This window comes from Qipengyuania aquimaris (genome assembly GCF_020171965.1).
GTDB lineage: Bacteria > Pseudomonadota > Alphaproteobacteria > Sphingomonadales > Sphingomonadaceae > Qipengyuania > Qipengyuania aquimaris_A.
Genome location: NZ_JAIUZK010000002.1, coordinates 773172 through 798560, shown reverse-complemented (window position 1 = coordinate 798560; position 25389 = coordinate 773172). Strand labels below are relative to the sequence as shown.

The 25389-nt window shown below is 61.7% G+C and carries 29 protein-coding genes; 17 read left to right on the top strand and 12 right to left on the bottom strand.

The window, feature by feature from the left end:
• Nucleotide 1: 1 nt before the first annotated feature.
• From LCM24_RS11630 to LCM24_RS11590, 9 genes are all read right to left on the bottom strand, one after another.
• Nucleotides 2–952: a YdiY family protein gene (locus LCM24_RS11630; protein ID WP_224804519.1), complete on the bottom strand. Its 951-nt coding sequence runs from the start codon at nt 950–952 to the stop codon at nt 2–4.
• Between the two features lie 19 nt (nt 953–971).
• Entirely contained in the window at nt 972–1736 is a 765-nt protein-coding gene (locus LCM24_RS11625) for an ABC transporter permease (RefSeq protein WP_224804517.1), read from the bottom strand.
• Complete coding sequence (locus LCM24_RS11620; protein ID WP_224804961.1) at nt 1733–2683, bottom strand: ABC transporter ATP-binding protein; 951 nt, start codon at nt 2681–2683, stop codon at nt 1733–1735. Before LCM24_RS11620 ends, LCM24_RS11625 begins: the two co-directional genes overlap by 4 nt.
• A gap of 7 nt (nt 2684–2690) precedes the next feature.
• Entirely contained in the window at nt 2691–3149 is a 459-nt protein-coding gene (locus LCM24_RS11615) for a hypothetical protein (RefSeq protein WP_224804515.1), read from the bottom strand.
• A 99-nt stretch (nt 3150–3248) separates the two neighbouring features.
• Nucleotides 3249–4280 carry a tRNA preQ1(34) S-adenosylmethionine ribosyltransferase-isomerase QueA gene (gene queA / locus LCM24_RS11610; RefSeq protein WP_224804513.1) on the bottom strand — a complete coding sequence of 344 codons (1032 nt, stop codon included), beginning with the start codon at nt 4278–4280 and terminating at the stop codon, nt 3249–3251.
• Nucleotides 4281–4321: 41 nt separating this feature from the next.
• Nucleotides 4322–4990: a peptidylprolyl isomerase gene (locus tag LCM24_RS11605; RefSeq protein ID WP_224804511.1), complete on the bottom strand. Its 669-nt coding sequence runs from the start codon at nt 4988–4990 to the stop codon at nt 4322–4324.
• 80 nt (nt 4991–5070) lie between these two features.
• Complete coding sequence (gene coaD, locus LCM24_RS11600; RefSeq protein ID WP_224804509.1) at nt 5071–5583, bottom strand: pantetheine-phosphate adenylyltransferase; 513 nt, start codon at nt 5581–5583, stop codon at nt 5071–5073.
• Nucleotides 5583–6473 carry a polyprenyl synthetase family protein gene (locus LCM24_RS11595; protein ID WP_224804959.1) on the bottom strand — a complete coding sequence of 297 codons (891 nt, stop codon included), beginning with the start codon at nt 6471–6473 and terminating at the stop codon, nt 5583–5585. Before LCM24_RS11595 ends, coaD begins: the two co-directional genes overlap by 1 nt.
• A gap of 21 nt (nt 6474–6494) precedes the next feature.
• Nucleotides 6495–6749, bottom strand: a complete 255-nt coding sequence (locus LCM24_RS11590; protein WP_224804507.1) for an exodeoxyribonuclease VII small subunit — start codon at nt 6747–6749, stop codon at nt 6495–6497.
• Between the two features lie 64 nt (nt 6750–6813).
• Between LCM24_RS11590 and LCM24_RS11585 the strand changes: the two genes are divergently transcribed.
• The 5 genes from LCM24_RS11585 to LCM24_RS11565 are packed head-to-tail and all read left to right on the top strand — an operon-like array spanning nt 6814 to nt 10942.
• Nucleotides 6814–7209, top strand: coding sequence for a DUF2177 family protein (locus LCM24_RS11585; RefSeq protein WP_224804505.1), 396 nt, complete (start codon nt 6814–6816; stop codon nt 7207–7209).
• A gap of 16 nt (nt 7210–7225) precedes the next feature.
• Nucleotides 7226–7909 (top strand): hypothetical protein, encoded by a 684-nt coding sequence (locus LCM24_RS11580; RefSeq protein ID WP_224804502.1) that lies wholly within the window; start codon nt 7226–7228, stop codon nt 7907–7909.
• A gap of 46 nt (nt 7910–7955) precedes the next feature.
• Nucleotides 7956–10190, top strand: a complete 2235-nt coding sequence (purL, locus tag LCM24_RS11575; protein WP_224804501.1) for a phosphoribosylformylglycinamidine synthase subunit PurL — start codon at nt 7956–7958, stop codon at nt 10188–10190.
• A gap of 10 nt (nt 10191–10200) precedes the next feature.
• Nucleotides 10201–10530, top strand: coding sequence for a DUF6122 family protein (locus tag LCM24_RS11570; protein WP_224804499.1), 330 nt, complete (start codon nt 10201–10203; stop codon nt 10528–10530).
• A gap of 4 nt (nt 10531–10534) precedes the next feature.
• Complete coding sequence (locus LCM24_RS11565) at nt 10535–10942, top strand: DUF3052 family protein (protein WP_224804497.1); 408 nt, start codon at nt 10535–10537, stop codon at nt 10940–10942.
• A gap of 3 nt (nt 10943–10945) precedes the next feature.
• Here the strand turns inward: LCM24_RS11565 and LCM24_RS11560 are convergent, their stop codons facing one another.
• Nucleotides 10946–11737 (bottom strand): ubiquinone biosynthesis protein COQ4, encoded by a 792-nt coding sequence (locus LCM24_RS11560; protein WP_224804495.1) that lies wholly within the window; start codon nt 11735–11737, stop codon nt 10946–10948.
• 96 nt (nt 11738–11833) lie between these two features.
• Here LCM24_RS11560 and LCM24_RS11555 point away from each other — a divergent pair, with 96 nt between their 5' ends.
• The gene (locus LCM24_RS11555) at nt 11834–12505 is read left to right on the top strand and encodes a nitroreductase family protein (protein WP_224804493.1); all 672 of its coding nucleotides are present in this window, start codon (nt 11834–11836) and stop codon (nt 12503–12505) included.
• A gap of 4 nt (nt 12506–12509) precedes the next feature.
• Here the strand turns inward: LCM24_RS11555 and LCM24_RS11550 are convergent, their stop codons facing one another.
• Together LCM24_RS11550 and serB are read right to left on the bottom strand one after the other, a co-directional pair.
• A complete protein-coding gene (locus LCM24_RS11550) occupies nt 12510–13331 on the bottom strand; it encodes a Coq4 family protein (RefSeq protein ID WP_224804491.1) in 822 nt (273 codons plus the stop codon).
• 73 nt (nt 13332–13404) lie between these two features.
• On the bottom strand, nt 13405–14289 hold the full coding sequence (gene serB / locus LCM24_RS11545) for a phosphoserine phosphatase SerB (RefSeq protein WP_224804489.1): 885 nt from the start codon (nt 14287–14289) through the stop codon (nt 13405–13407).
• Here serB and miaA point away from each other — a divergent pair.
• The 11 genes from miaA to LCM24_RS11490 all read left to right on the top strand — a co-directional run bounded on the left by miaA (nt 14282) and on the right by LCM24_RS11490 (nt 25386).
• Entirely contained in the window at nt 14282–15247 is a 966-nt protein-coding gene (gene miaA / locus LCM24_RS11540) for a tRNA (adenosine(37)-N6)-dimethylallyltransferase MiaA (protein ID WP_224804487.1), read from the top strand. The two genes, serB and miaA, sit on opposite strands and share 8 nt — an antisense overlap.
• Before the next feature lie 96 nt (nt 15248–15343).
• Nucleotides 15344–17092: a biosynthetic-type acetolactate synthase large subunit gene (gene ilvB / locus LCM24_RS11535; RefSeq protein WP_224804485.1), complete on the top strand. Its 1749-nt coding sequence runs from the start codon at nt 15344–15346 to the stop codon at nt 17090–17092.
• Nucleotides 17092–17391 carry a hypothetical protein gene (locus LCM24_RS11530; RefSeq protein WP_224804483.1) on the top strand — a complete coding sequence of 100 codons (300 nt, stop codon included), beginning with the start codon at nt 17092–17094 and terminating at the stop codon, nt 17389–17391. Before ilvB ends, LCM24_RS11530 begins: the two co-directional genes overlap by 1 nt.
• Nucleotides 17388–17903, top strand: a complete 516-nt coding sequence (ilvN, locus tag LCM24_RS11525) for an acetolactate synthase small subunit (protein WP_090479858.1) — start codon at nt 17388–17390, stop codon at nt 17901–17903. The genes LCM24_RS11530 and ilvN overlap by 4 nt, the downstream gene beginning before the upstream one ends.
• Nucleotides 17904–17916: 13 nt before the next feature.
• The gene (ilvC, locus tag LCM24_RS11520; protein ID WP_224804481.1) at nt 17917–18951 is read left to right on the top strand and encodes a ketol-acid reductoisomerase; all 1035 of its coding nucleotides are present in this window, start codon (nt 17917–17919) and stop codon (nt 18949–18951) included.
• A 45-nt stretch (nt 18952–18996) separates the two neighbouring features.
• Complete coding sequence (locus LCM24_RS11515) at nt 18997–19587, top strand: DUF6151 family protein (RefSeq protein ID WP_224804479.1); 591 nt, start codon at nt 18997–18999, stop codon at nt 19585–19587.
• Nucleotides 19588–19671: 84 nt separating this feature from the next.
• Nucleotides 19672–20316, top strand: a complete 645-nt coding sequence (locus LCM24_RS11510; protein WP_224804477.1) for a YceI family protein — start codon at nt 19672–19674, stop codon at nt 20314–20316.
• Nucleotides 20317–20358: 42 nt separating this feature from the next.
• Complete coding sequence (locus LCM24_RS11505) at nt 20359–21507, top strand: alpha-hydroxy acid oxidase (protein ID WP_224804475.1); 1149 nt, start codon at nt 20359–20361, stop codon at nt 21505–21507.
• 177 nt (nt 21508–21684) lie between these two features.
• The gene (gene leuA, locus LCM24_RS11500; protein ID WP_224804473.1) at nt 21685–23370 is read left to right on the top strand and encodes a 2-isopropylmalate synthase; all 1686 of its coding nucleotides are present in this window, start codon (nt 21685–21687) and stop codon (nt 23368–23370) included.
• 129 nt (nt 23371–23499) lie between these two features.
• Nucleotides 23500–24315, top strand: a complete 816-nt coding sequence (locus LCM24_RS11495) for a hypothetical protein (RefSeq protein ID WP_224804471.1) — start codon at nt 23500–23502, stop codon at nt 24313–24315.
• A gap of 21 nt (nt 24316–24336) precedes the next feature.
• Complete coding sequence (locus tag LCM24_RS11490; RefSeq protein ID WP_224804469.1) at nt 24337–25386, top strand: amidohydrolase family protein; 1050 nt, start codon at nt 24337–24339, stop codon at nt 25384–25386.
• Nucleotides 25387–25389 lie beyond the last annotated feature (3 nt).

The window sequence follows — 25389 nt, the reverse complement described above, 5'->3', positions numbered from 1 at the left end:
GTCAGAACCCGTAAATGAGAGTGGCGCGGGTCAGCGTGTCGGTCGAAACTTTCCCGACCGGCGGATTGCTGTCGTAGTCGATCTGGTACGACACACGCGAACGAAGGCGGTTGCTGATCTCGAAATCGAGGCCGCTGATGAAGGTCAGGCTGGTGTTGGACCCGTCGACGATCAACTGCGCTTCCCCGCCGGTTTCTGCCAAGGCATTCGCGTCCTGCGTAAAAGAGAGACGCTCGAAAATCTGCCAATCGAAATCGAGCCCTGCGAGAGCTGCAATGCGGTTTTCCGTCCGCCCGTCGGTATATTCTGTAACGCGGTAGGCTGGGCCTGCCTTTACCGACAGCGCCAGCGTGTCGCTATCGACCAGCTTGTATCCGACGCCGCCCGAGACCGCATACCGGCCGGAAAAGCCCTGGATCTTGTCGCGCTCGTATTGTGCGAGGCCGTAGATGAACATGCGGTCGTTGAACTGCCAGCGGGGCTCGTAGGCGAGCAGGTACTGCTCGCGGCTCGTCTGGCCGTTCTGGCGCTGGTAATCGAGGCGCGCGCGCAAGCGGTGGCTCCAGTCGATCCCTTCTCGCTTCATCTTGAGGGACGCTGCGATGCCGACGCTGTCGGTATTGCCGGAGGATTGGAAGCCACCGATCTCGCCTTCGCCGGACCACAGGTCGAGCGCCCCGGCATTCTCTATCGCCGCGATACGCGCCTGCTCGGCCTCGGCGTTGCGTTTCGCAAGGGTAGCCTTCCAGCCGTTCTCCAGCGTGTCGATTTCACCGGCATCGTCGGGAAAGCTCGAGCGGGCTACCGAGATCACGGCATCCACCTTGGCCGCATCGCCGGTCGCGATTGCGTTTTCGATCATTGTGCGGGCGGCTTCGGGAAGCTCGGCGCTGGCGGGCACAGCCAGGCACCCGACCAAAAGGGCTATCAGGATATGACGCAGGTTCTTCATGGCGCCCGCGCCTAGCGCGTCAGGCGCGCAGTCGCCAGCCTGTCTTGAAGATATAGGCGATCACGCCGGTACATGCCGCCAGGAAAGCGAGCGTGATCCCGAAGCTGACCCAGATGTTCACATCGCTGCTGCCGTAGAAGGTCCAGCGAAGTCCGCTGACGAGGTAGACGATCGGATTTGCCAGCGCGATCGTGTCCCAGGGCTTGGGCAGCATATCGATCGAATAGAAAGTCCCGCCAAGGAAGGTTAGCGGCGTCAGGAACAGCATCGGGATGATCCCGAGCTTCTCGAAATTATCGGCCCAGATCCCGAGGATGAATCCGAAAAGGCTGAAGGCTGCGGCCACCAGCATGATGTAGATTATCGCGAGCAAAGGGTGAGCGATCGAATAGTCGACGAACAGGCGCGCGGTCAGGAGGATGATTGCCGCAAGGATAAGGCTCTTGGTCATGGCTGCGCCGACGAAGCCGATCAGGGTCTCGCCAACGCCGACAGGCGCGCTGAGCAATTCGTAGATCGTGCCGGTGAAGCGCGGCATGTAGATGCCGAAACTGGAATTGCTGGTCGTTTCGCCCAGCAAGGTCAGCATCAGCAGTCCCGGAATGATGAAGGCTCCGTAATCCACCCCGCCAAGGTCAGGCATCCGCCCTCCGATGGCCGCACCGAAAACGATGAAATAGAGCGAGGTGGTCAGGACCGGCGCAAGGACGGACTGGAAGGCCGTGCGCAGGAAACGCATCAGTTCGCGCGTGTAGATGGACCAGGTCGAACGCCAGTTGATCATGCGGCCTCCCCGTCTTCACCCAGCAGGGTGACGAAAATGTCTTCGAGGCTGCTCTCGCGCGTGTCGATGCCGGTGTAATCGATACCTGCGGCGATAAGGGCCTTGGTCAGGGCCGCGACTTCTTCCTTGCCCTTTCCGGTCCCGTCACCGCCGCGGTAGCAAAGCTTGTTGCCGCCATCTTCCAATTCGACGGGCAATTGGCTCAGTTCCGCCGGCAAAGCGTCCAGCGGCTTCGCTAGCGTGATATGCGCTTCCGTCCGGCCGAGGCGCGACATCATCGCGTCTTTTTCGTCCACCATCAGGATGCGGCCGCCGCTGATGATGCCGACGCGGTCGGCCATTTCCTCGGCTTCTTCGATGTAATGGGTGGTGAGGATGACCGTGACGCCGCGCTCTCGCATCTCGTCGATGATCCGCCACATGCCCTTGCGCAGTTCGACGTCGACACCCGCCGTCGGTTCGTCGAGGAACAACAGGTCCGGCTCGTGCGCAAGCGCCTTGGCGATCAGCACGCGGCGCTTCATTCCGCCAGATAGGGCCATGATCCGCTCGTCCCGCTTGTCCCACAGGCTGAGCGAGCGCAGGATTTCCTCTATCCGCTCCGGATTGGGGGGGAGTCCGAACAGCCCGCGCGAATAGGCCACAGCCCGCTTCACCGGCTCGAACATGTCGGTGCTCAGTTCCTGCGGAACAAGGCCGATCCGGCTACGCGCCTGACGCCACTCGGTAGCAAGGTCATGCCCGAAAACGCGCATGGTGCCAGATGTGGGCCGCACAAGGCCGCAGACCGCGCCGATCAGAGTCGTCTTGCCCGCACCGTTCGGCCCGAGCAGGGCGAAAATCTCTCCCCGGCGGATAGTCAGGTCGACATTGTCGAGCGCCTTCAGGCCGCCGGGGTAGACCTTGGTCAGCCCTTCGAGTTCGAGGATCGGGTCCGAGCTCAGGATAGCGCTCCTACTCGGCCAGCGCGGCCATGGCAGCGGGATCGATATACTGGATGTACGCCATCAGCGCCTGCATGGCCGCCGGGTCCATCATCAGTTCCGCCATCGCGATCTCGCCGAGCCGACCGCCCGCAGCCTGCATACCCATCCGGTCGCGGCTCTGCATGACTACCTTGGCCTGCGCCTTGCAGTCCTTGGTAAGCAAGCGCGCGAAGAGGTCCGCCATCTCGCGATCGACCTGCTCCTTCGCTGCGGTATCGACTTCGACCAGGCCCTCCATCATCGGTGAGGACGCCATGCTGCCTGCCATCCAGCGCGCAACAAGGGTGCGATCGCTGCCGGTAGTCCTGTCGACCAGGCACTGCCCCAGTTTGGCCGAGGCTTCGTTCGGTGCTGCGACCATGCTTTGCGCCGCGAGCGGCGTGCTCATGGCGAATGCGGCAGCCGCTGCCAGACCGCTAAATTTCATTGCGTCCCTCCGTTGAATTGAGGTCGCGATTCGAACCTCGCGGTCACCATAGGCCAAGGATCGGGAGAGCCAAGTTCGGACTGCGGACCGATCCCCGGTTCAGGGAATGAGAAGCGAGGAGTCGCCGTAGCTGTAGAAACGGTATTCGTTGGCAATCGCGTGCGCGTAAGCCGCCATCATGCGGTCCCTGCCCATAAGGGCGCTGACCAGCATCATCAGCGTCGATTTCGGCAGGTGGAAATTGGTCATCAGGCCGTCGACCGCGCGGAACTGATATCCCGGTGTGATGAAGATGTCGGTGTCGCCTGCAAACGCGCGGATCACGCCATCGGCCTGCGTCGCACTTTCGAGCAAGCGGAGGCTCGTCGTCCCGACGGCGATAATCCGTCCTCCCGCTGCGCGCGCGGCATTGAGCCGGTCCGCAACCTCGGGTTCGATCCGGCCCCATTCCGAGTGCATGGCATGATCGTCGGTATCCTCGGCCTTTACCGGCAGGAAGGTCCCGGCCCCGACATGGAGGGTCAGGGTTTCGCTGCCCACGCCCGCCTCATCCAGCGCAGCAACGAGTTCCGGGGTGAAATGCAATGATGCCGTCGGTGCTGCCACGGCACCGTCCTCGGCGGCGAACATGGTCTGGTAGTCTTCGCGGTCCTGCGCATCGGTCTCGCGTTTTCCGGCGATATAGGGCGGAAGGGGCATGCGGCCTGCGCGTTCGAGCAGGACTTCGACCGGTTCCTCTCCCTGGAAATCCAGGATGAACGAGCCATCGGGCAAGCGCTCTTCGGCAAGGGCGGAGACGCCGCCCCCGAACTCGATCAGGTCCCCTGCCCGCACGCGCTTCGCATTACGGATGAAGGCTTGCCACCGGCGCAGGTCGACGCGCTTGTGAAGGGTCGCGCCGATCTTCGCTTCGCCGCGGCGCCCCTCGAGCTGTGCCGGGATGACGCGGGTGTCGTTGAAGACCAGCACATCGCCCGCTTTCAGCAGGGACGGGAGATCGCGCACGCCGCAATCGCGCATGGGCCCTTCGGCACCCTCCACGACCAGCATACGGGCGGCGTCGCGCGGGCGCGCCGGACGCAAGGCTATGCGTTCGGGCGGCAAATCGAAATCGAACAGGTCTACCTTCATCGCCAGCGCCCCTAGACGCAGGACGGTGTCAGGAAAAGCGCTTAGCCGATCGGGGCGTTCAGATCGTCGGCAGTCACCTCTGGATCCGCCATGATACGCCGAGCAGCCGGGACCGGACGATTGTCGGCCGCGATCGACGCCTGGAGAATGCGCGTCGGGTCCTGCGGCGGTTCACCGCGATTGATCGCGTCCACTGCGGCCATGTTCGAGATCACCCGGCCGAAATTGGTGTAGCGCTTGTCCAGGTTGAAACGCGGATAGAACACGATGAAGAACTGGCTGTTCGCGCTGTCTTCGTCGGCAGCGCGGGCCATCGACACCGTGCCGCGCACGTGCGGCATGATGTTGAATTCTTCCTCGAGGTCGGGAAGCTCGGAGCTGCCCTGACCCGTGCCCGTCGGATCGCCCGTCTGCGCCATGAAGCCGTCGATCACGCGGTGAAAGATCACGCCGTCGTAGAAGCCGGAGCGGGCCAGCGTCTTGATCCGATCAACATGGTTGGGCGCCCAGCTCGGCATCAGGCGGATCGCCACACGCTCGCCATTGGACAGGTCGAGCAGCAGGATGTTCTCCGGATCTTCCTGCACGCTGTAATTGATCGGCTGGAAAAGTGCGCGCTCAGCCGGCACTTCGGCATCCTGCGCTATCGCGGAGAGCGGAGCGAGAGCCGTCAGGGCGGCGGCAGCAAAGGCAAGCGAGGTCTTGAGCATCGGGTTTCCGTCGAATTGTCTGGTATGCAGAACGCCCTAGCGAGCGGGCGCTGTCGGTTCAATGAATAGCTTTGGCAGGATCAATAGTCGCCCAGCCGTCCCTTTTCATCCACACGCTTGACGACATCCTCGCAAACCTCCTGGCTTACGAACGGTGTGATATCGCCGCCGAACAGTGCGATTTCCTTCACCAGCTTGGACGCGATCGGCTGGAGCGAAACGTCGGCCATGAGGAAAACTGTCTCGATTTCGTCGTCGAGCTGCTGGTTCATGCCCGCCATCTGGTATTCGTATTCGAAATCGGCGACGGCGCGCAGCCCGCGGATAAGGACGTTGGCGCCCATCTTCTGGGCGAATTTCACCAGCAGCGCGTTGAATCCCACCACCTCGACATTGTCGAGGCCCATGCGCGCGATCTCGCGCTCCACCATGGCGAAGCGTTCGTCGGTCGAGAACATGGGGTTCTTCGACGGGTTCGTGGTCACGCCGATGATCAGCTTGTCGACCAGCTTCGATCCACGGCGGATGATGTCCGCATGGCCGAGCGTGATGGGATCGAAGGTCCCCGGATAAATGCCGATACGTTCGCCCATCAGTGATCCCTCTTCACGACAAATCGTGCCAGTTCAACGAGCAGTGCCGCGTCAGAACCGTGGCTGGCAAGGTGCTGCCCCGCCTGTTCGACCAGCATTTCGGCCTGCGCGCGCGCGGCATCGCGGCCCATCAGGGTCACGAAGGTCTGCTTGCCCTGCCCCTCGTCCTTGCGCAGCGCCTTGCCGGCTTTCTCCTCGTCGCCTTCAACGTCGAGAAGATCGTCGGCGATCTGGAAAGCGAGACCGATATCGCGGGCATAGGCGCGCAAGTGCGTGCGCCCTTCCGGCGGTATCCGGCCAAGAATGGCCCCCATCTCGACACTGGCCGCAAGCAAGGCGCCGGTCTTGAGCTGTTGCAAGCGCGTCACCTGGCGCAAGTCGTAATCCTCTTCGTCCGAAACGATGTCCATCATCTGGCCACCTGCCATGCCTTCATGGCCACTCGCCTTGGCAAGCGCGGCCACCAGCTCTGCGCGAACGAAGGGATCGCTGCTGGTATCGGGCATGGTCAGGATGTCGAATGCAAGCGCGTGGAGGCAGTCGCCGGCGAGGACTGCCGTCGCCTCGTCGAACTGCTTGTGCAGCGTCGGCTTGCCATGACGCAGGTCGTCATCATCCATGCAGGGAAGGTCGTCGTGGATCAGCGAATATGCATGGATCGCCTCGACCGCGCAGCCCGCGTTGACGGCGGCCTGTCGCGTAACCCCGAACAATTGCGCCGTTGCGCAGACTAGCAGGGGGCGGACACGCTTACCCCCGCCTATCGCGGCATAGCGCATCGCCTCTACCAGGCGCGCCCGCGTGTCTTGCGGCACGGGGAGAAAGGCATCGAATGCCCCGTCGACCTCTGCCTGGATCTGGTCGAAAGCGTTTGCCAGGAGATCGGGCATTGCGGTCATCGCGTTCACGCCTCAACTTTCCGCATCGAAAGGCACGGTGCCCGATGGCTTCCCGTCGGCTCCCTGCACGATTTTTTCGATCCGCGCCTGCGCTGCATCCAGCCGTGCCTGGCACGCCTTGCGCAATTCCTCGCCGCGTTCGTAGAGCGCGATGCTTTCATCGAGCGGTACGTCGCCGCTTTCCAGGTTACGCACGACACCTTCAAGGGCGCGGAGCGCTTCCTCGAAACTCATTTCGCCGATCGGCTTGTCTTGACCCTCTGTCATATCGGGTGAGCATTGACGGCGCACAGCCGCGCGGTCAAGAAGATGCAAAACCGGGGGAGCAGGTATGACGTGGATTATCGCATTTGTCGCGGCGGCGTTGGCATTCGGCGCGCTCGATGCACTCTGGCTAGGCTGGGCCGGGAATAATTTCTACAGGCCGCGCCTTGGCGATATGCTTGCCGATAGCTTCCGCATGGGCCCTGCCCTCGTGTTCTACGCCGCTTACGTGGCCGCGATGGTCTGGTTCGCAGTCCGTCCGGGCCTTTCCGGAGGGCTTGGCAGTGCCGCACTCAACGGGGCGCTGCTCGGCGCGATCTGTTACGCGACCTACGACCTGACGAACCAAGCGACGCTCAAGCAATGGTCGACCACGGTTACCATCGCCGACATCATCTGGGGCGCGTTCGCCACATCGGTTGCCGCAACCGTTGCCACCTATGCTGCGAGCAAGCTCGCCTGAAGGATAAAGCGGCCCCATGTTCATAGGTCATTTCGCACCGGCTTTCGCCGCAAGCGCAATCACGAGCGAAGCGCCCAAGCTGGGCACGCTGTTCATCGCCGCACAGCTGGTGGACTGGGCTTTCATGGCCTTCTTCATGGTCGGCATAGAGCAGGCGCGCATCGTGCCCGGCATTACCGTGATGAACGGGTTGGACCTGTATCACATGCCTTATACGCACAGCCTGCTTGGTACGGCCGTATTCGCGGTCGCCTTTGCTGCCGTAGTCGGCATCACCTTGCGCAACGCGGTGGCTGCGACCTGGACGGCAATCGTCGTAATGAGCCACTGGGTCCTCGACCTCCTCGTCCACCGTCCCGATCTCACCCTCGCAGGTGGTGAGGAGAAGATGGGCTGGGGTCTGTGGAACTATCCCTGGATCGAAATCCCGCTCGAACTGGGAATAACCCTTGGCGCATTCATCTGGTTCATGCGCGCGACCAAGGGGCCGATCGTACCTCCGCTTATCCTCATGGGTTTCATGCTCGTTTTCCAGGCGATCAGCTGGTTCGGCCCGCAACCTACGGAATATTCGATAGCCTTGCCGCTGACCGCCCTGTTCGCCTTCGGGTTGCTCACGGCGCTCGCATACTGGGTCGGCACTACACGCTGGCATCGCAACGAGGTCGGCCTCGGGGTAGCAAGCCCACCATTGTGGTAGCCGAGCATATTGCGCCTCGGCGCGCAGCACCGTAAGGGCGCGGGCCATGAGCGAAATCACCCCCGACGTCGTTGCCCAGCATGGCCTGTCCGAAGAAGAATACGAGCGCGTCCTGAACGCACTTGGACGAGAACCGAACCTCGTCGAACTCGGCATCTTTTCCGTCATGTGGAGCGAGCACTGCTCCTACAAGTCCAGCCGCCTGCACCTGAAGAAGCTGCCGACCGAGGCACCGTGGGTGATCTGCGGACCGGGCGAAAACGCGGGCGTGATCGACATCGGCGATGGCCAGGCCGCCATCTTCAAGATGGAGAGCCACAACCACCCCAGTTACATCGAACCCTACCAGGGCGCGGCGACGGGTGTCGGCGGTATCCTGCGCGACGTCTTCACCATGGGCGCTCGTCCGGTGGCCAACGCCAACGCTCTGCGCTTCGGACGGCCCGACCATCCGAAGATGAAGCACCTCGTGCAGGGCGTGGTCGCGGGCATCGGCGGCTATGGCAATTGCGTGGGCGTCCCGACCGTCGCTGGCGAGACGAATTTCAACCCGGCCTATGACGGCAACATCCTCGTCAACGCGATGACGGTGGGCGTCGCTGACGCCGACAAGATCTTCTACTCGGCCGCGACCGGCGTAGGGAACCCGATCGTCTATGTCGGCTCGAAGACAGGCCGCGACGGCATCCACGGCGCGACCATGGCCAGCGCGGATTTCGAGGAAGACGCCGATGCCAAGCGCCCCACGGTTCAGGTCGGCGACCCCTTCACCGAAAAGCTGCTGATCGAAGCGTGCCTTGAGCTGATGGCGACCGACGCCATCGTCGCGATCCAGGACATGGGTGCCGCGGGCCTCACTTCCTCCAGCGTCGAGATGGCGACCAACGGCAAGGCGGGCATCCGCCTCGACATGGACAAAGTTCCCTGCCGCGAAGAGGGCATGACGCCTTACGAGATGATGCTGAGCGAAAGCCAGGAGCGCATGCTCATGGTCCTGAAGCCCGGCAAGGAAGAAATGGCGGCGGCCATCTTCGAGAAGTGGGAACTTGATTTCGCAGTCATCGGCGAAGTCACCGACACGCGGCACATGGTGCTCGAATTCGGCGGCGAAGTGGTGTGCGACATTCCGCTCGGCCCGCTTGCAGCGGATGCGCCCGAATACGACCGCCCGTACCTCTCGAAGGAAGAATACACCGCCTGGGCCGGAATCAAGCCGATGGCCGATCGTCCCGACACCAGCGACGTCGGCGGCGACCTGCTGAAACTGCTGGCCTCGCCCAACCTGTCCTCGCGGAGCTGGATTTCGGAGCAGTACGACAGCCAGGTCGGCGCGGATACGCTCCAGACCGGCGGGGATGCGGGCGTGGTTCGCGTGCACGGCACGAAGAAGGCGCTGGCAATCAGCACCGACTGCACGCCGCGATACGTTCACGCAGACCCGTATGAAGGTGGCAAGCAGGCGATCGCCGAAGCATACCGCAACCTTTGCGCAGTCGGCGCGCGTCCGCTCGCGGTCACGAACTGCCTCAACTTCGCCAACCCGCAGCGCCCCGAAATCATGGCGCAATTCGTCCACGCGCTGGACGGCATGGGTGCAGCCTGCCGCGCGCTCGATTTTCCGATCGTGTCGGGCAATGTGAGCCTCTACAACGAGAGCAAGGCGACCGGCGGCGGCAGCGCGATCCTGCCCACCCCGGCTATCGGCGGCGTCGGCCTGATCGACGATTACGCCAAGATGATGACCATGCCCTTCAAGGCCGAAGGCGAGGCGATCTACCTCATCTGGCCCGAAGAATGGGCGACGCCCGATCCCGAACGTTCGCATATCGGCAAGTCGCTCTGGCTCGCTGAAATCCATGGCCGCGACGAAGGCCGTGCCCCGCCGGTCGACCTGACGCTCGAAAAGAATGCAGGCGAAGGTGTGCGCGAACTGATCGAGGCAGGTCTGGTCAGCGCGGTACACGATGTCTCCGATGGCGGTCTCGCCGTAGCGCTCGCCGAAATGGCGATGGCCAGCGGCATGGGCGCCGAAACCATCGGCAATGACGACTACACGCAGGCGCAGTGGTGGTTCGGCGAAGACCAGGGCCGCTATGTCATCACCGTCCCCGATGCAGAGGCATTCAATGCCTATCTCGCCAAGGGTACGGAGAACGAAGACACCGCGCGCGTCGGTTTCCGCCGTCTTGGCACGGTCGGCGGCAACGAGCTGTTCGACGTTCCGGTGACCAAGCTGCGCGAAGCGCACAAGAGCTTCTTCAGCAAATGGATGGAGGGCTGAGGCGGCGCCAATGGCGCTGCTGCAGATTGCCCTGCACTATGGCGGGCACTGGCTCGTCCCCTTCCTGATCGCCCGCGTCCTGTGGGCGAAGAACTGGCTTCGCGCGGGGCTGGTTGTCGTTTCGGCAAATCTGATCGACCTCGACCACTTGCTGGCCGACCCCATGTTCGATCCGGACCGTTGCAGCATCGGCTTCCATCCGCTCCACGGCTGGCTTGCGGCAGGCGTCTATTGCGCGATGCTGCTGGTGCCCAAGTGGTGGGTTCGCGCATTCGCGGTGGGCGCGCTATGGCATCTTGCGGTCGATCTTGGCGATTGCGGCATGCAGAATTGGAGCTGACACGATGAGCGCTGGCTATTCGGACACACCCCTCGCCAAGAAACTTTCCCTGAGGGACGGGATAACCGTGTGGTTCGACGGCATGCCCGAAAGCATCATCGACGAGATCGATGAATATGCGCTCGAACTGACCTTCGTACCGGGCCCGGAAGCCGGACCGGACGCCGCCCATATCTTCGTGACCGATCAGGCCGCCCTTGAAGAGAAGCTGGTCGTGCTGCGCGACGCGATTTCGTCAAACGGCCATGTCTGGGTCAGCTGGCCCAAACAGGCATCGGGCGTCGCCACCGAAATCGACGAACACGCCGTGCGCGAAGCGGGGTTGGCGCTGGGATTCGTGGATACGAAGAAATGCGCGGTGGACGAGACCTGGTCGGGCCTCAAATTCGCCATCCGCAAGGAATTGCGCTGATATTCAGGCAGCCTGCTGCTGCGGCGGCATGATCTGGTCTTCGGTCAGACCCTCTTCCCGCATGATTTCGAGGCAGCGGAAATAGGTCTCCGGCCTGCCGACATTCAGCCGCTTGCGCGCAACATCGATGTCCTCGCGCATTACCTGCTCGACATCCATATGCGCGAGTTTCCTGGCTTCCTTACCCAGGCGCCGTCCTTCGTTGATTGCAGCGAAGATCGGGGCCGAGGTGCCTGTCCCCTTCTTGATCTGGCGAGCACCGGCATAAGCGATGAACAGAACGCCCGGGTTGAGGTTCTGTTCGTAACTGAAACCGAGCAGCGCCGCTTCGCCCAGGGCATCGCGTCCGTATTCAGTCAGGATATGGAAAAAATCGTGCGTGTCGCGCAGGCGGCAGAAATACCATTCCGTCAGGTCGTCATGGCGGTTTTCCGGCGGATTGAACTTATGCGATTCTGCGACCAGGCCCGCTGCGGACAATCCCTCGCGCTTCATGAAGGCAATGTACCGCGCGGCCACCGTATTCGGCCCGCAATCGGCCCAGCGACCATGATCGTCGAGCATGGCAGGAATGTCCGTGCCATTGTGCAGGAACCGGCGTCCCTCGTCCGATTGCACGAAGTTCCATGCCTGCTCGTGGCTACGCTTGCCCTTCAGCGATTCGATGATGTGGAATACCTGCGCGGTGTCTTCCTTGTCGGCGACAAGTTTGCGGAAATGCCGCCACGCCTTGAGCGGGCGAATGCCGCTGGTCTTGCGGTCCGGATGAACGAGCGGTCGATCAGAAAGCGCCATGCGAGACTCCATTGCAGGCAGCAACTTACAATACTGTAAATTGCCTGTCCATGTAACGGGTTCCCTTTCGCCATCGAAACAGGAATAGGAGGGACCATGCAAGACCACGAGACAGTACCCTATTCCCTGCCTGCGATGGACGATGCGCAGCGTATCGAGCGCGCGCGGTCCATGCGGGACAGGTTGAAGGAGCGGCGCACCTGCCGGTATTTTTCCGACGCGCGCGTTCCGCGTGAGGTCATCGAAGCCGCGATCGAGGCGGCAGGCACGGCTCCCAATGGCGCAAACCACCAGCCGTGGCATTTCGCGGTGGTCTCATCGCCCGAAAAGAAACGCGCCATCCGCGAAGCTGCCGAGGCAGAAGAACGCGCGTTCTATGCCGGCAAGGCGAGCGAGGAATGGCTCGATGCGTTGGCGCCCTTGGGCACCGATGCCGACAAGCCGTTCCTGGAGACCGCACCTTGGCTGATCGTCGTCTTCGCCCAGCGAAAGGGCGGGATCGCCGAAGACGGGAAAACGCAGAACTACTACGTCAACGAAAGTGTCGGGATCGCCTGCGGCATGCTGATCTCGACCTTGCACGAAGCTGGCCTCGCGACGTTGACCCACACCCCCTCGCCCATGGGTTTCCTGCGCGAGATATGCGAGCGGCCGGAATACGAGAAGCCGCTGATGGTCATCGTCACAGGCCTTCCGGCAGAGGGAGCCACGGTGCCCAAACACGCTCTGGAAAAGAAACCGCTGTCGACGATCAGTTCCTGGCTCTGAGTCTTCAGGCCCGACGCGCCAGCAGACTGTGCGGGTCGATGTTTTCGTCCTGCCAGATCTCGTGGCAGCGCAGATAGGCAAGCGGTTCCGAGAAGCCCAGTACCTCGCGAGCGTGATGGAGGTCCATATGCAGGACCTCGCGGATGGGGTGGCCGATAAGCCCCTCACACCCTTTCCCCGCGCGCCGCGCTTCCCGTGCGGCCTCGATTACCGGTGCCTGTGTCTGTACCGACTGCCTGATCTTCAAAGCGCCCGAATAACCTAGGAGGAGATGCGCGGGACTTGGCGAGTGGCCGTGCGTGAAGAGGAGGACACACGCCTCTCCCAGCGTGTCCCGACCATAGCCTGTCATCACGTGCAGAAGATCATGCGTATCGCGCTGTCGCCAGCCGAACCATTCGATCATATCCCCATAGATCGGCCTACCGGACCATGTGCCTTTCCTCGCCAGGTCTGCTGCAGTCAGGCCCTGTTCTTCCATGAAATCGCAATAGGCCTGTCCGACCGACCCGGTGGGCATGGCGCGCAGCGCTTCGTGATCGTCCAGAATGTGCGGAAGATAGGGCTCCGTTTTGCGGAGCATCTCCCCGTGATCCGTTAATGCAAGCCGCTCTGCATCAGGCTCGAAATGCTCGGACGGCAATGCATCGTAGATATGAAAAACGTGGGAGGTGTCTTCCTTGTTCTCGACCAGTTTGCGGTAGTGGTGAAGAGCCCGGCGAAGATTACGCTTGCGGTAGGGCCGCGCTGGATGGCGAAACGGAATCCCGTCTGCGGCGTGATCCACGCCCGGTCCGGCTTTATGAGTAACGTCGACTACCATCATTGATCCCGAAAGGGACGGTAGCGCAGTATTCGCACCTCCTATTGGAAGGATGCGCCAAAAAACCGTTTCCTTTTCAGCCTTCTACCCAATTCGATCGGGCGATACCAAGTAGCGAAAGCAAAACTGTAAGGTCTTCGCTGGCTATCCGGCCGCTTGCCGCATCGCGGGCCTTGGGCTTCGCCCGGTACGCAACGCCGTAATCTGCGGCGATGATCATGGGTATGTCGTTGGCCCCGTCCCCGGTGGCCAGGACGCGCGCGCCATCGCCCAATTGGTCCCGCTCTTCCTCCAGCGTGGCCAGCTTTGTCGACGCATCGCTGACGGGCCCTGCCAACTTGCCGGTGAGCTTGCCCCCGGCAACGGCGAGGCGATTGCCGACCACCCGGTCGAAGCCGAGCGTTTCCGCGACAGGATCCGCGAAATGATGGAACCCACCGGTGACGAGAACCGGACGGCAACCGTGGCTCTTCAGCGTCTGCACCAGAGTGCGTGCGCCTGCGACGGGGCGGATACGTTCATCCAGGCATTGCTGGATCGCCGTCTCGTCCAACCCCTCGAGGAGAGCTACGCGTTCCCTGAGTGCAGCTTCGAAATCGAGCTCGCCGCGCATCGCGCGTTCGGTGATTTCGGCGACGTGCTGCTTGATGCCCGCATAGTCCGCCAGCTCGTCGATACATTCCTGCCCGATCATGGTGCTATCCATGTCGGACACGAATAGCCGCGGAACTTCAATGGCATGGTCGGCGACCAGCATGTCGCATTCGCCGAAACTTTCGGACAGGATGCGCGTGACGGTGTCGGCCTGCCCGTCGGGGAAGGTGATTTCGAGCACCTCGCCGCAGAAATCCAGCATGGCAGCGGAAGCCAGCGGCATGCCCGCCTGGTCCAGCTGCGCCCGCGCATTTTCCAAGCGGGTTTCCAGTCCCTCCTGCTCTGCTATCAGTCGCGCGATGAGCACTGCCTATTCTCCTGAAGAACCGTCTCTTGAAAAACCGGTGGCGCTCATCGCAGGGCCGACCGCAAGCGGCAAGAGCGATCTCGCGGTAGGCCTGGCCAAAGCCATCGAAGAGCGCGGCGGCCGCGGTGTCGTCATCAACGCGGACAGCGCACAGGTCTATGCCGATCTCCAGATCCTTTCCGCCCGGCCCGACGAAGAAGAGATGCAAGGCATCGAACATCGCCTCTACGGCGCCTGGGACGGTGCGACCGCATGCTCGGCAGCCGACTGGGCCGAGGCCGCCAAACGCGAAATTGCTGCACTTCACGATGAAGGCGCGGTCCCGATCCTGTGCGGCGGCACGGGTCTTTACATGCGCACCCTATTGGAAGGCATCGCACCCGTACCTCCTATCGTCCAAAGTCTACGTGACGAGGTAAGAGCTCTATCCCAATCAGAGGCGCGCGAAGCGCTGGAGGCAGAGGATCCGGAGGCCGCATCCCGCCTTGCGCCGGCCGATGTTGCACGCACCGCCAGGGCGCTGGAAGTGGTGCGATCTACCGGACGAACGCTCAAGGATTGGCAGGCGCGCAAGACCGGCGGCATCGTTGGGGAAATCACCCTTTCCCCGCTGGTCCTGCTGCCCGAGCGCGAATGGCTCTACGAACGCTGCGATCGCCGCTTCGTCTTGATGATGGAGGGCGGAGCGGTCGAGGAAGTGGAAAGCTTGCTCGCGCGAGGTCTCGATCCCCAGCTTCCCGTCATGCGCGCGATCGGGGTGCGCGAAATCGCGGGCTATCTCAAAGGCGAGCTATCGCGCGATGAAGCCATCGTCGCTGGCCAGATTGCGACACGTCGGTACGCCAAACGGCAATACACGTGGTTCAGGCACCAGCCGCCGGAAACATGGCCGCGGACGAGTAACATTAATGACGCTTTAGCGGATCATTTTGTTTCTTTGTTACGCAAATCGAGTTGACAACGCGCTATTCGTTACTCATACGAAGGCTCCTGTCGGCCCGGTGCTATGACCCCAGCGCCGGGCCGATTTGTGACTGGAAGTGGAGGAATACCCGTGTCGGAAGAGCGCAGCGGCGCCGCAATCCTGATCGAATGCCTGAAACGGCAGGGCGTCGAATTCGTATTCGGCTACCCCGGCGGTGCAGTGCTGCCGATCTATGACGAGCTGTTTGCAGACGACGATATCCGGCACATCCTCGTTCGCCATGAAGCAGGCGCCGCCCACGCGGCTGAAGGCTATGCGCGATCGACCGGCAAACCGGGCGTCGTCCTAGTCACCAGTGGTCCGGGCGCCACCAATGCAGTCACCGGCATCGCCGATGCCTACATGGACTCCATCCCCATGGTGGTGATCACCGGACAGGTCCCCACGGGCCTGATCGGCACCGACGCTTTCCAGGAAGCCGATACCGTCGGTCTCACGCGCCACTGCACCAAGCACAACTATCTGGTCAAAGACCCGGAACGCCTGCGCGCCACGATCGAGGAAGCCTTCCGCATCGCCACAACCGGCCGTCCTGGACCGGTCGTGATCGACATTCCGAAGGATGTCCAGATCGCGCTCGCATCCTGGGGCGACCAGGACGATGCCCCCCTGCCCTCGCATCGCTACCAACCTGAAGTCGACGGCAGCGCAAGCGAGATCGAGCAGGCAATCCAGATGCTGGCGCAGGCGGAACGCCCGGTTTTCTACACCGGCGGCGGCGTCATCAACGCCGGCCCCAAGGCAACTGAACGCCTGCGCCAACTGCAGAAGGCAACCGGCGCGCCGGTGACCAGCACCCTCATGGGCCTGGGTGCCTTCCCTGCCGATCACCCCGACTGGCTCGGCATGCTCGGCATGCACGGCACATATGAGGCCAACATGGCCATGAATCGGGCCGATCTGATTGTGGCGGTCGGAGCGCGCTTCGACGACCGAGTGACCGGCCGACTGGATGCATTCGCTCCGCAAGCGAAGAAAATCCACATCGACATCGACCGCGCGCAGATCAACAAGATCGTGCCAGTCGATCTCGGTATCGTGGGCGATTGCGGCAATGTGCTCGACCAACTGCTGCAGGAATGGGGTGCGCGCAAACCCAACGACCTGTCGGAATGGCAGGCGCGTCTCCTGGGCTGGAAGGCGCGCGACTGCCTTGCCTATCCGGAACGCTCCGATGCGATCATGCCGCAGAAGAGCATCGAACGGCTGTTCGCGCTAACCAAGGATCGTGATCCCATCATCACCACCGAGGTTGGGCAGCACCAGATGTGGGCGGCGCAGTATTTCGGCTTCATGGGCCCGAACAAGTGGCTCACCAGCGGCGGCCTCGGCACGATGGGCTATGGCCTTCCCGCAGCCATCGGCGCGCAGCTGGGCAACCCCGACAGCCTCGTCATCGATATCGCCGGCGAAGCGAGCATCCAGATGAATATCCAGGAGCTCGGCACGGCAAGCCAGTTCCGCCTGCCGGTCAAAGTCTTCATCCTCAACAACGAGTACATGGGAATGGTCCGCCAATGGCAGGAACTGACTTATGAAAGCCGCTATTCGAACAGCTATTCCGACAGTCTGCCCGACTTCGTGAAGCTGGCCGAAGCCTATGGCTGGAAGGGCATCCGTATCGAGGATGAAAGCCAGCTCGATGCAGGGATCGAGGCGATGCTCGCCCATGACGGGCCGGTGATCGTCGACTGCCAGGTGGCCAAGGATGCCAACTGCTTCCCGATGATTCCGAGCGGCGCGGCGCATACGGAGATGCTTTTGTATGGCGACCAGGTCGGGGGCACGATGGACGACGAAGCGAAGGCGCTGGTGTGATGGGTATGCGTATGAAAATTCCCACCGAATTCGCGCAGCGCGCGGAACGCAAGAAGTGGTTCGCGCGCGAGGATGCGGAGCGTCTGCTCGACTGGCTCGAGGATGACGGTCACCGTTTCATCGGCATGGATGTCGCCGAAAAACGCGATGACGGCAGTTGGGTCCTGCTGCTGGACCAGCTCGATCTCTCGCGCCAGACGGACAATTTCGAAGCCGTCCGCCGCGGACGCGATTTCCTGCGCGATTACGACGGCGAAGGCCGCATGTTCGAACCCGTCTGGCAGGAGCGCCAGCCGTGAAAATCGCCGAGCAATCCAGCGAACGTCACGTCCTCAACGTGATCGTCGACAATGAGGCCGGTATCCTTGCGAAGATATCGGGCATGTTCACCGCGCGCGGCTACAACATCGATAGCCTGACGGTGGCCGACATATCGGAAGACCATGCGATCAGCCGGATCACCATCGTTACCCGCGGTCCCGAGCCGGTGATCGACCAGATCCGCGCCCAGCTTGAACGGCTGGTGCCCGTCCACAAGGTCATCGACCTGACCGAACACGGCGCTCATGTCGAACGCGAACTCGCTCTGGTGAAGGTCGCCGGAAAGGGCGACGACCGGGTCGAGGCGCTGCGCATTGCAGAGCTGTTTCGCGCGAATGTCGTCGACACCACGACGCAAAGCTTTGTTTTCGAGCTGACCGGCGCGCCGGACAAGATCGACAGTTTCATCGTCCTGATGCGTGAACTCGGCCTCGTAGAGGTCGGGCGCTCGGGGATCGTTGGTATGATGCGCGGGCCCGACCGCGCCTAATATGGGGTTAGAAATGCAAGTTTATTACGACGCCGATTGCGACCAGCAGCTGATCAAGGACAAGAAGGTCGCTATTGTCGGTTACGGCAGCCAGGGCCACGCTCACGCGCAGAACCTTCGTGACAGCGGTGTGGGCGAAGTCGTCATTGCCCTGCGCGAAGGCTCGGCCACGGCAAAGAAAGCCGAAGGTGCAGGCTTCACCGTCAAGACGGTCTCCGAAGCCGCCGCATGGGCTGATGTGCTCATGATCCTCGCACCCGACGAGCACCAGGCTGCGATTTATGCGGGCGAGGTTGCGGGTAAGATGCGTCCCGGAACCGCCCTCGCCTTCGCGCACGGTCTCAACATTCACTTCGGGCTGATCGATCCGCCCGCTGACGTGGACGTCATCATGATTGCCCCCAAGGGCCCCGGCCACACGGTTCGCGGTGAGTATATCAAGGGCGGCGGCGTCCCCTGCCTCATCGCCGTCCACCAGGAAAGCAACCAGTCCGGCGGCAACGGCTTCGCCAAGCAACTGGCCCTCTCTTATGCCAGCGCAGTCGGCGGCGGCCGTTCGGGCATCATCGAAACCGACTTCAAGGAAGAGTGCGAAACCGACCTCTTCGGCGAGCAGGCGGTTCTGTGCGGCGGGATCACCCACCTCATCCAGGCCGGTTTCGAAACGCTGGTCGAGGCGGGATACGCGCCCGAAATGGCCTATTTCGAATGCCTCCACGAGACCAAGCTGATCGTCGACCTTCTCTATGAAGGCGGCATCGCCAATATGCGCTATTCGATCTCGAACACCGCCGAATACGGCGACATCAAGACCGGCCCGCGCATCATCACCGAAGAGACCAAGGCCGAAATGGGCCGCGTCCTCAAGGACATCCAGTCGGGTCGCTTCGTGAAGGACTTCGTGCTCGACAACCAGGCGGGACAGCCCGAGCTCAAGGCCAGCCGCAAGGCCGCAGCAGCCCACCCGATCGAGAAGACCGGAGCGCAGCTTCGCGCCATGATGCCGTGGATCGGCGCCAACAAGCTCGTCGACAAAGAACGCAATTAGTCGAAAACCCTTTGCGGTTCAGCGCGATAAGGAGAGGGTGAGGTCATGACGGACCTCGCCTTCTCTTGCGCTTGCGGCACCGTGACGGGTGTCGTGAAAGATGTCGGCCCCGGTGAAGGGGACCATGTCTATTGTCACTGCACCGATTGCCAGTCTGTGCCCAGGTTCCTTGGCGCCGAAGACCGCATCCTGGACGAGGCTGGTGGGACCGAGCTTTACCAGACGCGTTGCGCCCGCCTGGCATTCCATTCGGGCAAGGACCAGTTGGCCGGTCTTCACATGACCGACAAGCCGACCTTGCGCTGGTATGCAAAGTGTTGCGACACGCCAATGTTCAACACCTACGCGAACGGGAAGCTTCCCTATACCACCGTGCTTGTCGCGAATTGCGAGGCAAGCGGCCGATCGGCGTTGGGGCCGGTTCGGGGACACCTCTTCCTAAAAGACGCTCCCGGCAATACCGATGGCCTGAAGCCGCTTTCCATGAACGCTCTGCTACGCAGCTTTTTCAAAAGGTTGATCCGCGATATTTTTTCCGGCGACCGCAGGCGCAATCCGCTGTTCGATCCGGCGACATTGCAACCGATAGCTACTCCGCGAAGGCTCACACCGGATGAAAGTCGCATACTCGGTTAGAGTAATCGCATTTTCGTGTCGCCAGATCAGGAACGACGCGATTTCTGCGGTTTTTCTAGAGAGCATTCCCGCAGGAGACCGAACATGAAGAAGCCGATCCTCGCCCTAGCCCTCGCCACCAGCGCAGGCCTCGCCGTCACTTCCTTCTCTGCCCAGGGACAAGGTCAGGTGCCGGGTGCCGTCGACGCCAGCCGCGTCGCTGCAGGCACCTACGCCCTCGATCCTGCGCACACCCTCGTGCAGTGGAGCGTGAGCCACTTCGGTTTCAACGACTACTTTGGCCTGTTCGGCGATATCGAGGGGACGATGTCCTTCGATCCTGCTGACATCGAGGCGAGCAGTTTCGACATCTCGATCCCCATCACCAGCGTCGCCGTACCCAGCGAGGGCTTGCGCGACCATCTGCTGCGCCCGGGCAAGGACGGGGCGGAACCGGATTTCTTCGGCCCCGATCCGCAAGCTGCACGCTTCGTATCGACCTCCGTTCGCCGGGTCGGCGACACATCGGCGGTCGTCACCGGACAGCTGACGATGAATGGCAACACCGGTCCGGTCACCATGCTCGTCGACTTCACCGGCGCAGGCCAGAATCCCATGAACGAAGCGCGCACAGTCGGTTTCCACGCGCGCGCAACAATCGACCGGACGCAATGGGGTATCGATTACCTCGCGCCAGTAGTCGGAAGCGAAGTCGACCTCGACATAAGCGCAGCCTTCGAACTGCAGTAAGGCCTCTCGACAAGCGCATCGCGAGCCTTCACGACGGTCCGCATGCGCTTGTCCGACTGTCACAATATCGATGATTTCCGCAAACTGGCCAAGGCACGCCTACCGTGGCCGGTCTTCGACTATATCGATGGTGCGGCAGACGACGAGCTGACCAAGGCCCGCAACACCAGCGCTTTCGACAATGTGGACCTGGTGCCGGACGTCCTTGCCGGTGTGGGGAAAATCGACACCAGCTGCACGATCATGGGGCGCAAGAGCGCGCTTCCCCTCATGCTCAGCCCGACAGCCCTGCAGCGGGCTTTTCACCGCGACGGCGAGCGCGCAGTCGCACTCGCTGCGGAGAAATTTGGCCTGTGGTTCGGTATCTCGAGCCTGGCGACACACTCGATCGAGGAAATCGCCGGCCTGACCAGCGGCCCGAAGCTGTTCCAGCTCTACGTCCACAAGGACAAGGGCCTCAACGCGAGCATGATCGAACGCTGCCAGGAGAGCGGCTTCGACGCTTTGGCGCTGACAGTCGACACGATCGTATCGGGCAAGAGGGAGCGCTGCCTGCGCTCGGGATTCACCACCCCGCCCCGCTTCTCCGCCTCATCGCTGTGGAGTTACGCGACGCGGCCGTACTGGACACTCAATTACATCTTCTCCCCCAAGTTCCGCCTCCCCAACCTCGACGGCCATGTGCAGGAAGGGACTGGCAAGGCCGTGAGCATCCAGGATTATTTCAACACCATGCTCGACACGAACATGGATTGGGACACTGCGGCGAGGATACGGCAGGACTGGGGCGGCACGTTCTGCCTCAAAGGGGTGATGAGCGCTGCAGATGCAAGACGCGCAGTCGAGATCGGAGCGGACGCAATCATGATCTCCAGTCACGGCGGCAGGCAATTGGACGGCAGCCGCGCGCCCTTCGACCAATTGCAGGAGATCGTCGATGCGGTCGGAGGCGAGATCGAAATCATCTGCGACGGCGGGGTCCGGCGTGGCACCCACGTTTTGAAAAGCCTTGCGATGGGCGCAATCGCTGCATCTGGTGGCAGGCTATACCTCTATGCGCTTGCCGCGGCCGGCCAGGAAGGCGTCGAGCGCGCACTTGCCATACTGCAGGACGAAATCGAGCGTGGTATGCGCCTCATGGGGGTTACAAACGTGAAAGAATTGACCCGCGATCGCCTGCGTTGGCGATAGAAAAGAAAACTTCACCTTGTCCTGCGCGAAAAATTGCGCAATTCATCATCGCATGAACCGCATCGGACTACTTCTGCGACTTACACGCCCTTGGGCGTGAACTCGGTGTGCCATCAGGGTGCACCGCGCACCCAAGGGCCTTTCCGACGATAGCCGAACCCCGATACGAGTTTTTTCATGCCAATGCTTAGCGATCCCAGCGCCAAATACTCGGCCTTTCCCCAGGTCCCCCTGACCGACCGTCAGTGGCCGACAAGGACGATCACCGCCCCGCCCCGCTGGCTGTCGACCGATCTTCGGGACGGTAACCAGGCGATCGTCGACCCGATGGATGCGCACAAGAAGAACCGGTTCTTCGATCTCCTAGTCGAGATCGGCGTGAAAGAGATCGAAGTCGGCTTTCCCAGCGCTGGCGCAACCGAGTTCGATTTCATCAGCGGCCTCGTCCAATCAGGCCGCGTCCCGGACGATGTGCTGGTGCAAGTACTCACCCAAAGCAGGGAAGACCTGATCCGGACAAGCTTCGCCAGCCTCAAGGGGGCGAAGCAGGCCATCGTGCACCTTTACAACGCGGTCAGCCCCGCATGGCGCGAAGTCGTTTTCGGCATGACGCGGGAGCAGGTGCGCGATATCGCCGTCCGCGGTGCCAAGGTCATGCGCGACGAGGCGGCGCAGCAACCGGACACCGACTGGCACTTCCAGTATTCGCCGGAAACATTCTCAACCGCAGAACTCGATTTCAGCCTCGAAGTTTGCGAAGCGGTGATGGAAGTTCTTGCCCCCACTCGCGAACATCCGATCATCCTCAACCTGCCTGCGACGGTGGAAGCGGCCACTCCGAATATTTACGCAGACCAGGTGGAATATTTCATCCGCAACCTGCCCAATCGCAACAGTGCGGTCATCAGCCTTCACACCCATAACGATCGCGGCACCGGCGTGGCAGCCGCCGAACTGGCGCTGATGGCCGGGGCCGACCGGGTGGAAGGTTGCCTTTTCGGGAACGGCGAGCGGACCGGAAATTGCTGCCTCGTGACCATGGCGCTCAACATGTACACGCAGGGCATCGATCCCCGCCTCGATTTCTCCGATATAGACCGGGTCATCGAGACGGTGGAGTACTGCAACGAACTGCCCGTGCACCAGCGCCATCCCTATGGCGGCGAACTGGTCTACACAGCGTTCTCAGGCAGCCATCAGGACGCCATCAAGAAAGGTTTCGCGGCCCATGAGGTGCAGAACGATCCTCATTGGCGTGTGCCTTACCTGCCCATCGATCCTGCCGATCTCGGGCGGACCTACGAGGCGGTCATCCGCGTCAATTCGCAATCCGGCAAGGGAGGCTTTGCATGGGTCCTCGAACAGGATCAGGGCCTCAAGCTGCCGAAGAAAATGCAGGCCGATTTCAGCCCCCATGTCCAGCGCATGGCAGACGAGCTCGGCCGCGAACTGGGTGCAGCGGACATCTGGGAAGCCTTCAAACGGGCTTACCACGTCCAAACCAGCGAGAAGCGCTTCCAGCTTGTCGATTATGACGAGCGGCGCGCATCGGACGGCACCAGGCTGTTCAGCGGGACGATCGCGGTCGATGGTGTCGAAAAAAGCGTTTCGGGCCGCGGTAACGGCCTGATCTCCTCGGTGCTTTCGACCATCGAAAAGGCGTTTGGCCTGCAACTCGAAATCGTCGATTACAGCGAGCACGCACTGACCACCGGTCGCGACAGCCAGGCCGCAGCATATCTCGAATGCCGGGACGGAGAGGGCAACACCATATGGGGATGCGGCATCGATGAAGATGTCGCGACGGCCAGTGTCCGGTCGGTGCTGAGTGCGGCCAATTCCGCAGTGGCGAAGACTCTCTGAGACGAAATATGTCCCATAGCGGGATTACATGCTGGTTCTATACAAGCACATCATACCGTGTATGGTAGAGGAAGGGTCACTATCGCAATAATACAGGCTGTTATCGCCGCTGGTTGAGTAGCTATCCCGTTGGAAGACCCCTTCTACGTCATCAAGGCTGACCATCTGCCGGCGCTTTATTATCTGGAGCGTTCGCACCCTCGCCCGCGTCGTATGGAATGGATCAATCGCGGCACCAATTCGGTGCTGCGCCCTTCCACGGTCGATATGCTGTTGCGCACCCTTTTCAGGCATCCACGCTCGCCTAGTGTCAAAAAACTGCACGATTCCTCGGGGCTGAGGGTGTCATTCGCTGGCGAGCCCGAGAGAGACAAATTCGCCCGCACCTTCCTGGAAGCGCGGCGTCACATGAGGTCGAATTCCGCCCGAATAGTGACCGCGGTCTTCGAGGGCTCCGAAAGCGCGGAAGCGGCAGTAGAGAAACTGCGTCAGGAAGGGATTCCCGACAAAGCCGTGTCGATGGTATGGCGAACCAGTCAATATCTCGATGCGGATTACAAGCCGAGCGAGGGGCATGGATATCTCGGCATTGCCTCTGCCATGGCTGGCGGTGGTATCGCAGGTGCAATGCTGGGAACGGCGATCCTTATCATTCCCGGCGTCGGTCCGGTAGCGGTCGCCGGGGCTCTTACTGCCTCCGCGTTCTCTTCGGTCGCTGCATTTTCCGGGATTATCGGCGCGACCGGGAGCGGCATTGCCAAGATGCTGACCGACCATGATGTGGATGGTGTCGCTGCCACTCTATACGAGCAGGAAATTCGGAAAGGGCGCGTTTTCGTCTCGGTGGACTGCGTCGATGCGAATTGCGATCCGGCCAAGATCCACAAGACGCTCGACGAAGCTGGCGGCAAGACGGCAGGACTGGAATCTGGCGGCCTATCCTAGTGCCTTTGCAGGAGATTGAAGATGTCGGAAGAAATTCTTGAACCTGAACTGCCGATCATCGATCCCCATCATCACCTGTGGGACCTGAGGCCGCTCGTTCCTGCCTTTCCCGAACCTCGCCACGACTTTATCGAAGCGATCGCAGGTGCAGCCTATTACACTTTCGACGAATTGCTGGCCGACACCGGCACAGGCCACAACATCATCGGCACCGTCTTCATGGAGTGTGGTGCATTTTATGATGCTGCCAGGGATGATGCGCTGAAAAGCGTGGGTGAAGTCGAGTTTGTAAATGGCGTAGCTGCGCAGGGTGCCAGCGGCCTTTACGGAGACATTCGCCCTTGTGCCGGGATTGTCGGCCATGCCGATTTGACGCTCGGGGATGCGGTTCGCCCCGTCATCGAAGCCTTGGTCGCGGCAGGCAATGGCCGCTTCAGAGGCATTCGGCATGCAAGTGCGTGGGACGCCGATCCAGAGGTGCTGGGCCCGCCTTTCCACGCCCCCGAAGGCCTGTATCGCAGTGACGCATTCCTGGCCGGTTTCGAAGCCTATTCCGAGTACGGACTGACCTTCGATGCCTGGCTTCTCGAGCCGCAACTTGGCGACGTCATCGAATTGGCGAAAAGGTTTCCGGACCAGGCAATCATCCTCGACCATTGCGGTACACCGCTCAACATCGCGAGCTATCGCGGCAAACTGCATGAAAACTTCGATCGCTGGCGCAGATCGATCCACGCTCTCGCCGAATGCCCTAACGTATCGGTGAAGCTGGGAGGCCTGGCGATGGCATTCTGCGGCATGCCCGAGGACGGCCCTGCGAAGGGTCACGACTCCGAGCATCTGGCAGCGCTCTGGCGCCCGTATGTCGAGACTTGCATCGAAAGCTTTGGCCCGGATCGCGCGATGTTCGAGAGCAACTATCCTGTCGACAGATGGGGTGCGAGCTATCCTGTCCTGTGGAATGCATTCAAGCGCCTGGCACAAGGCCATTCCGCCGATGAGAAGCGCGCGCTCTTCGCTGGTACCGCAGCACGCGTATATGGTGTCGAACACTTGCTGGAAGGGGCCTGACGT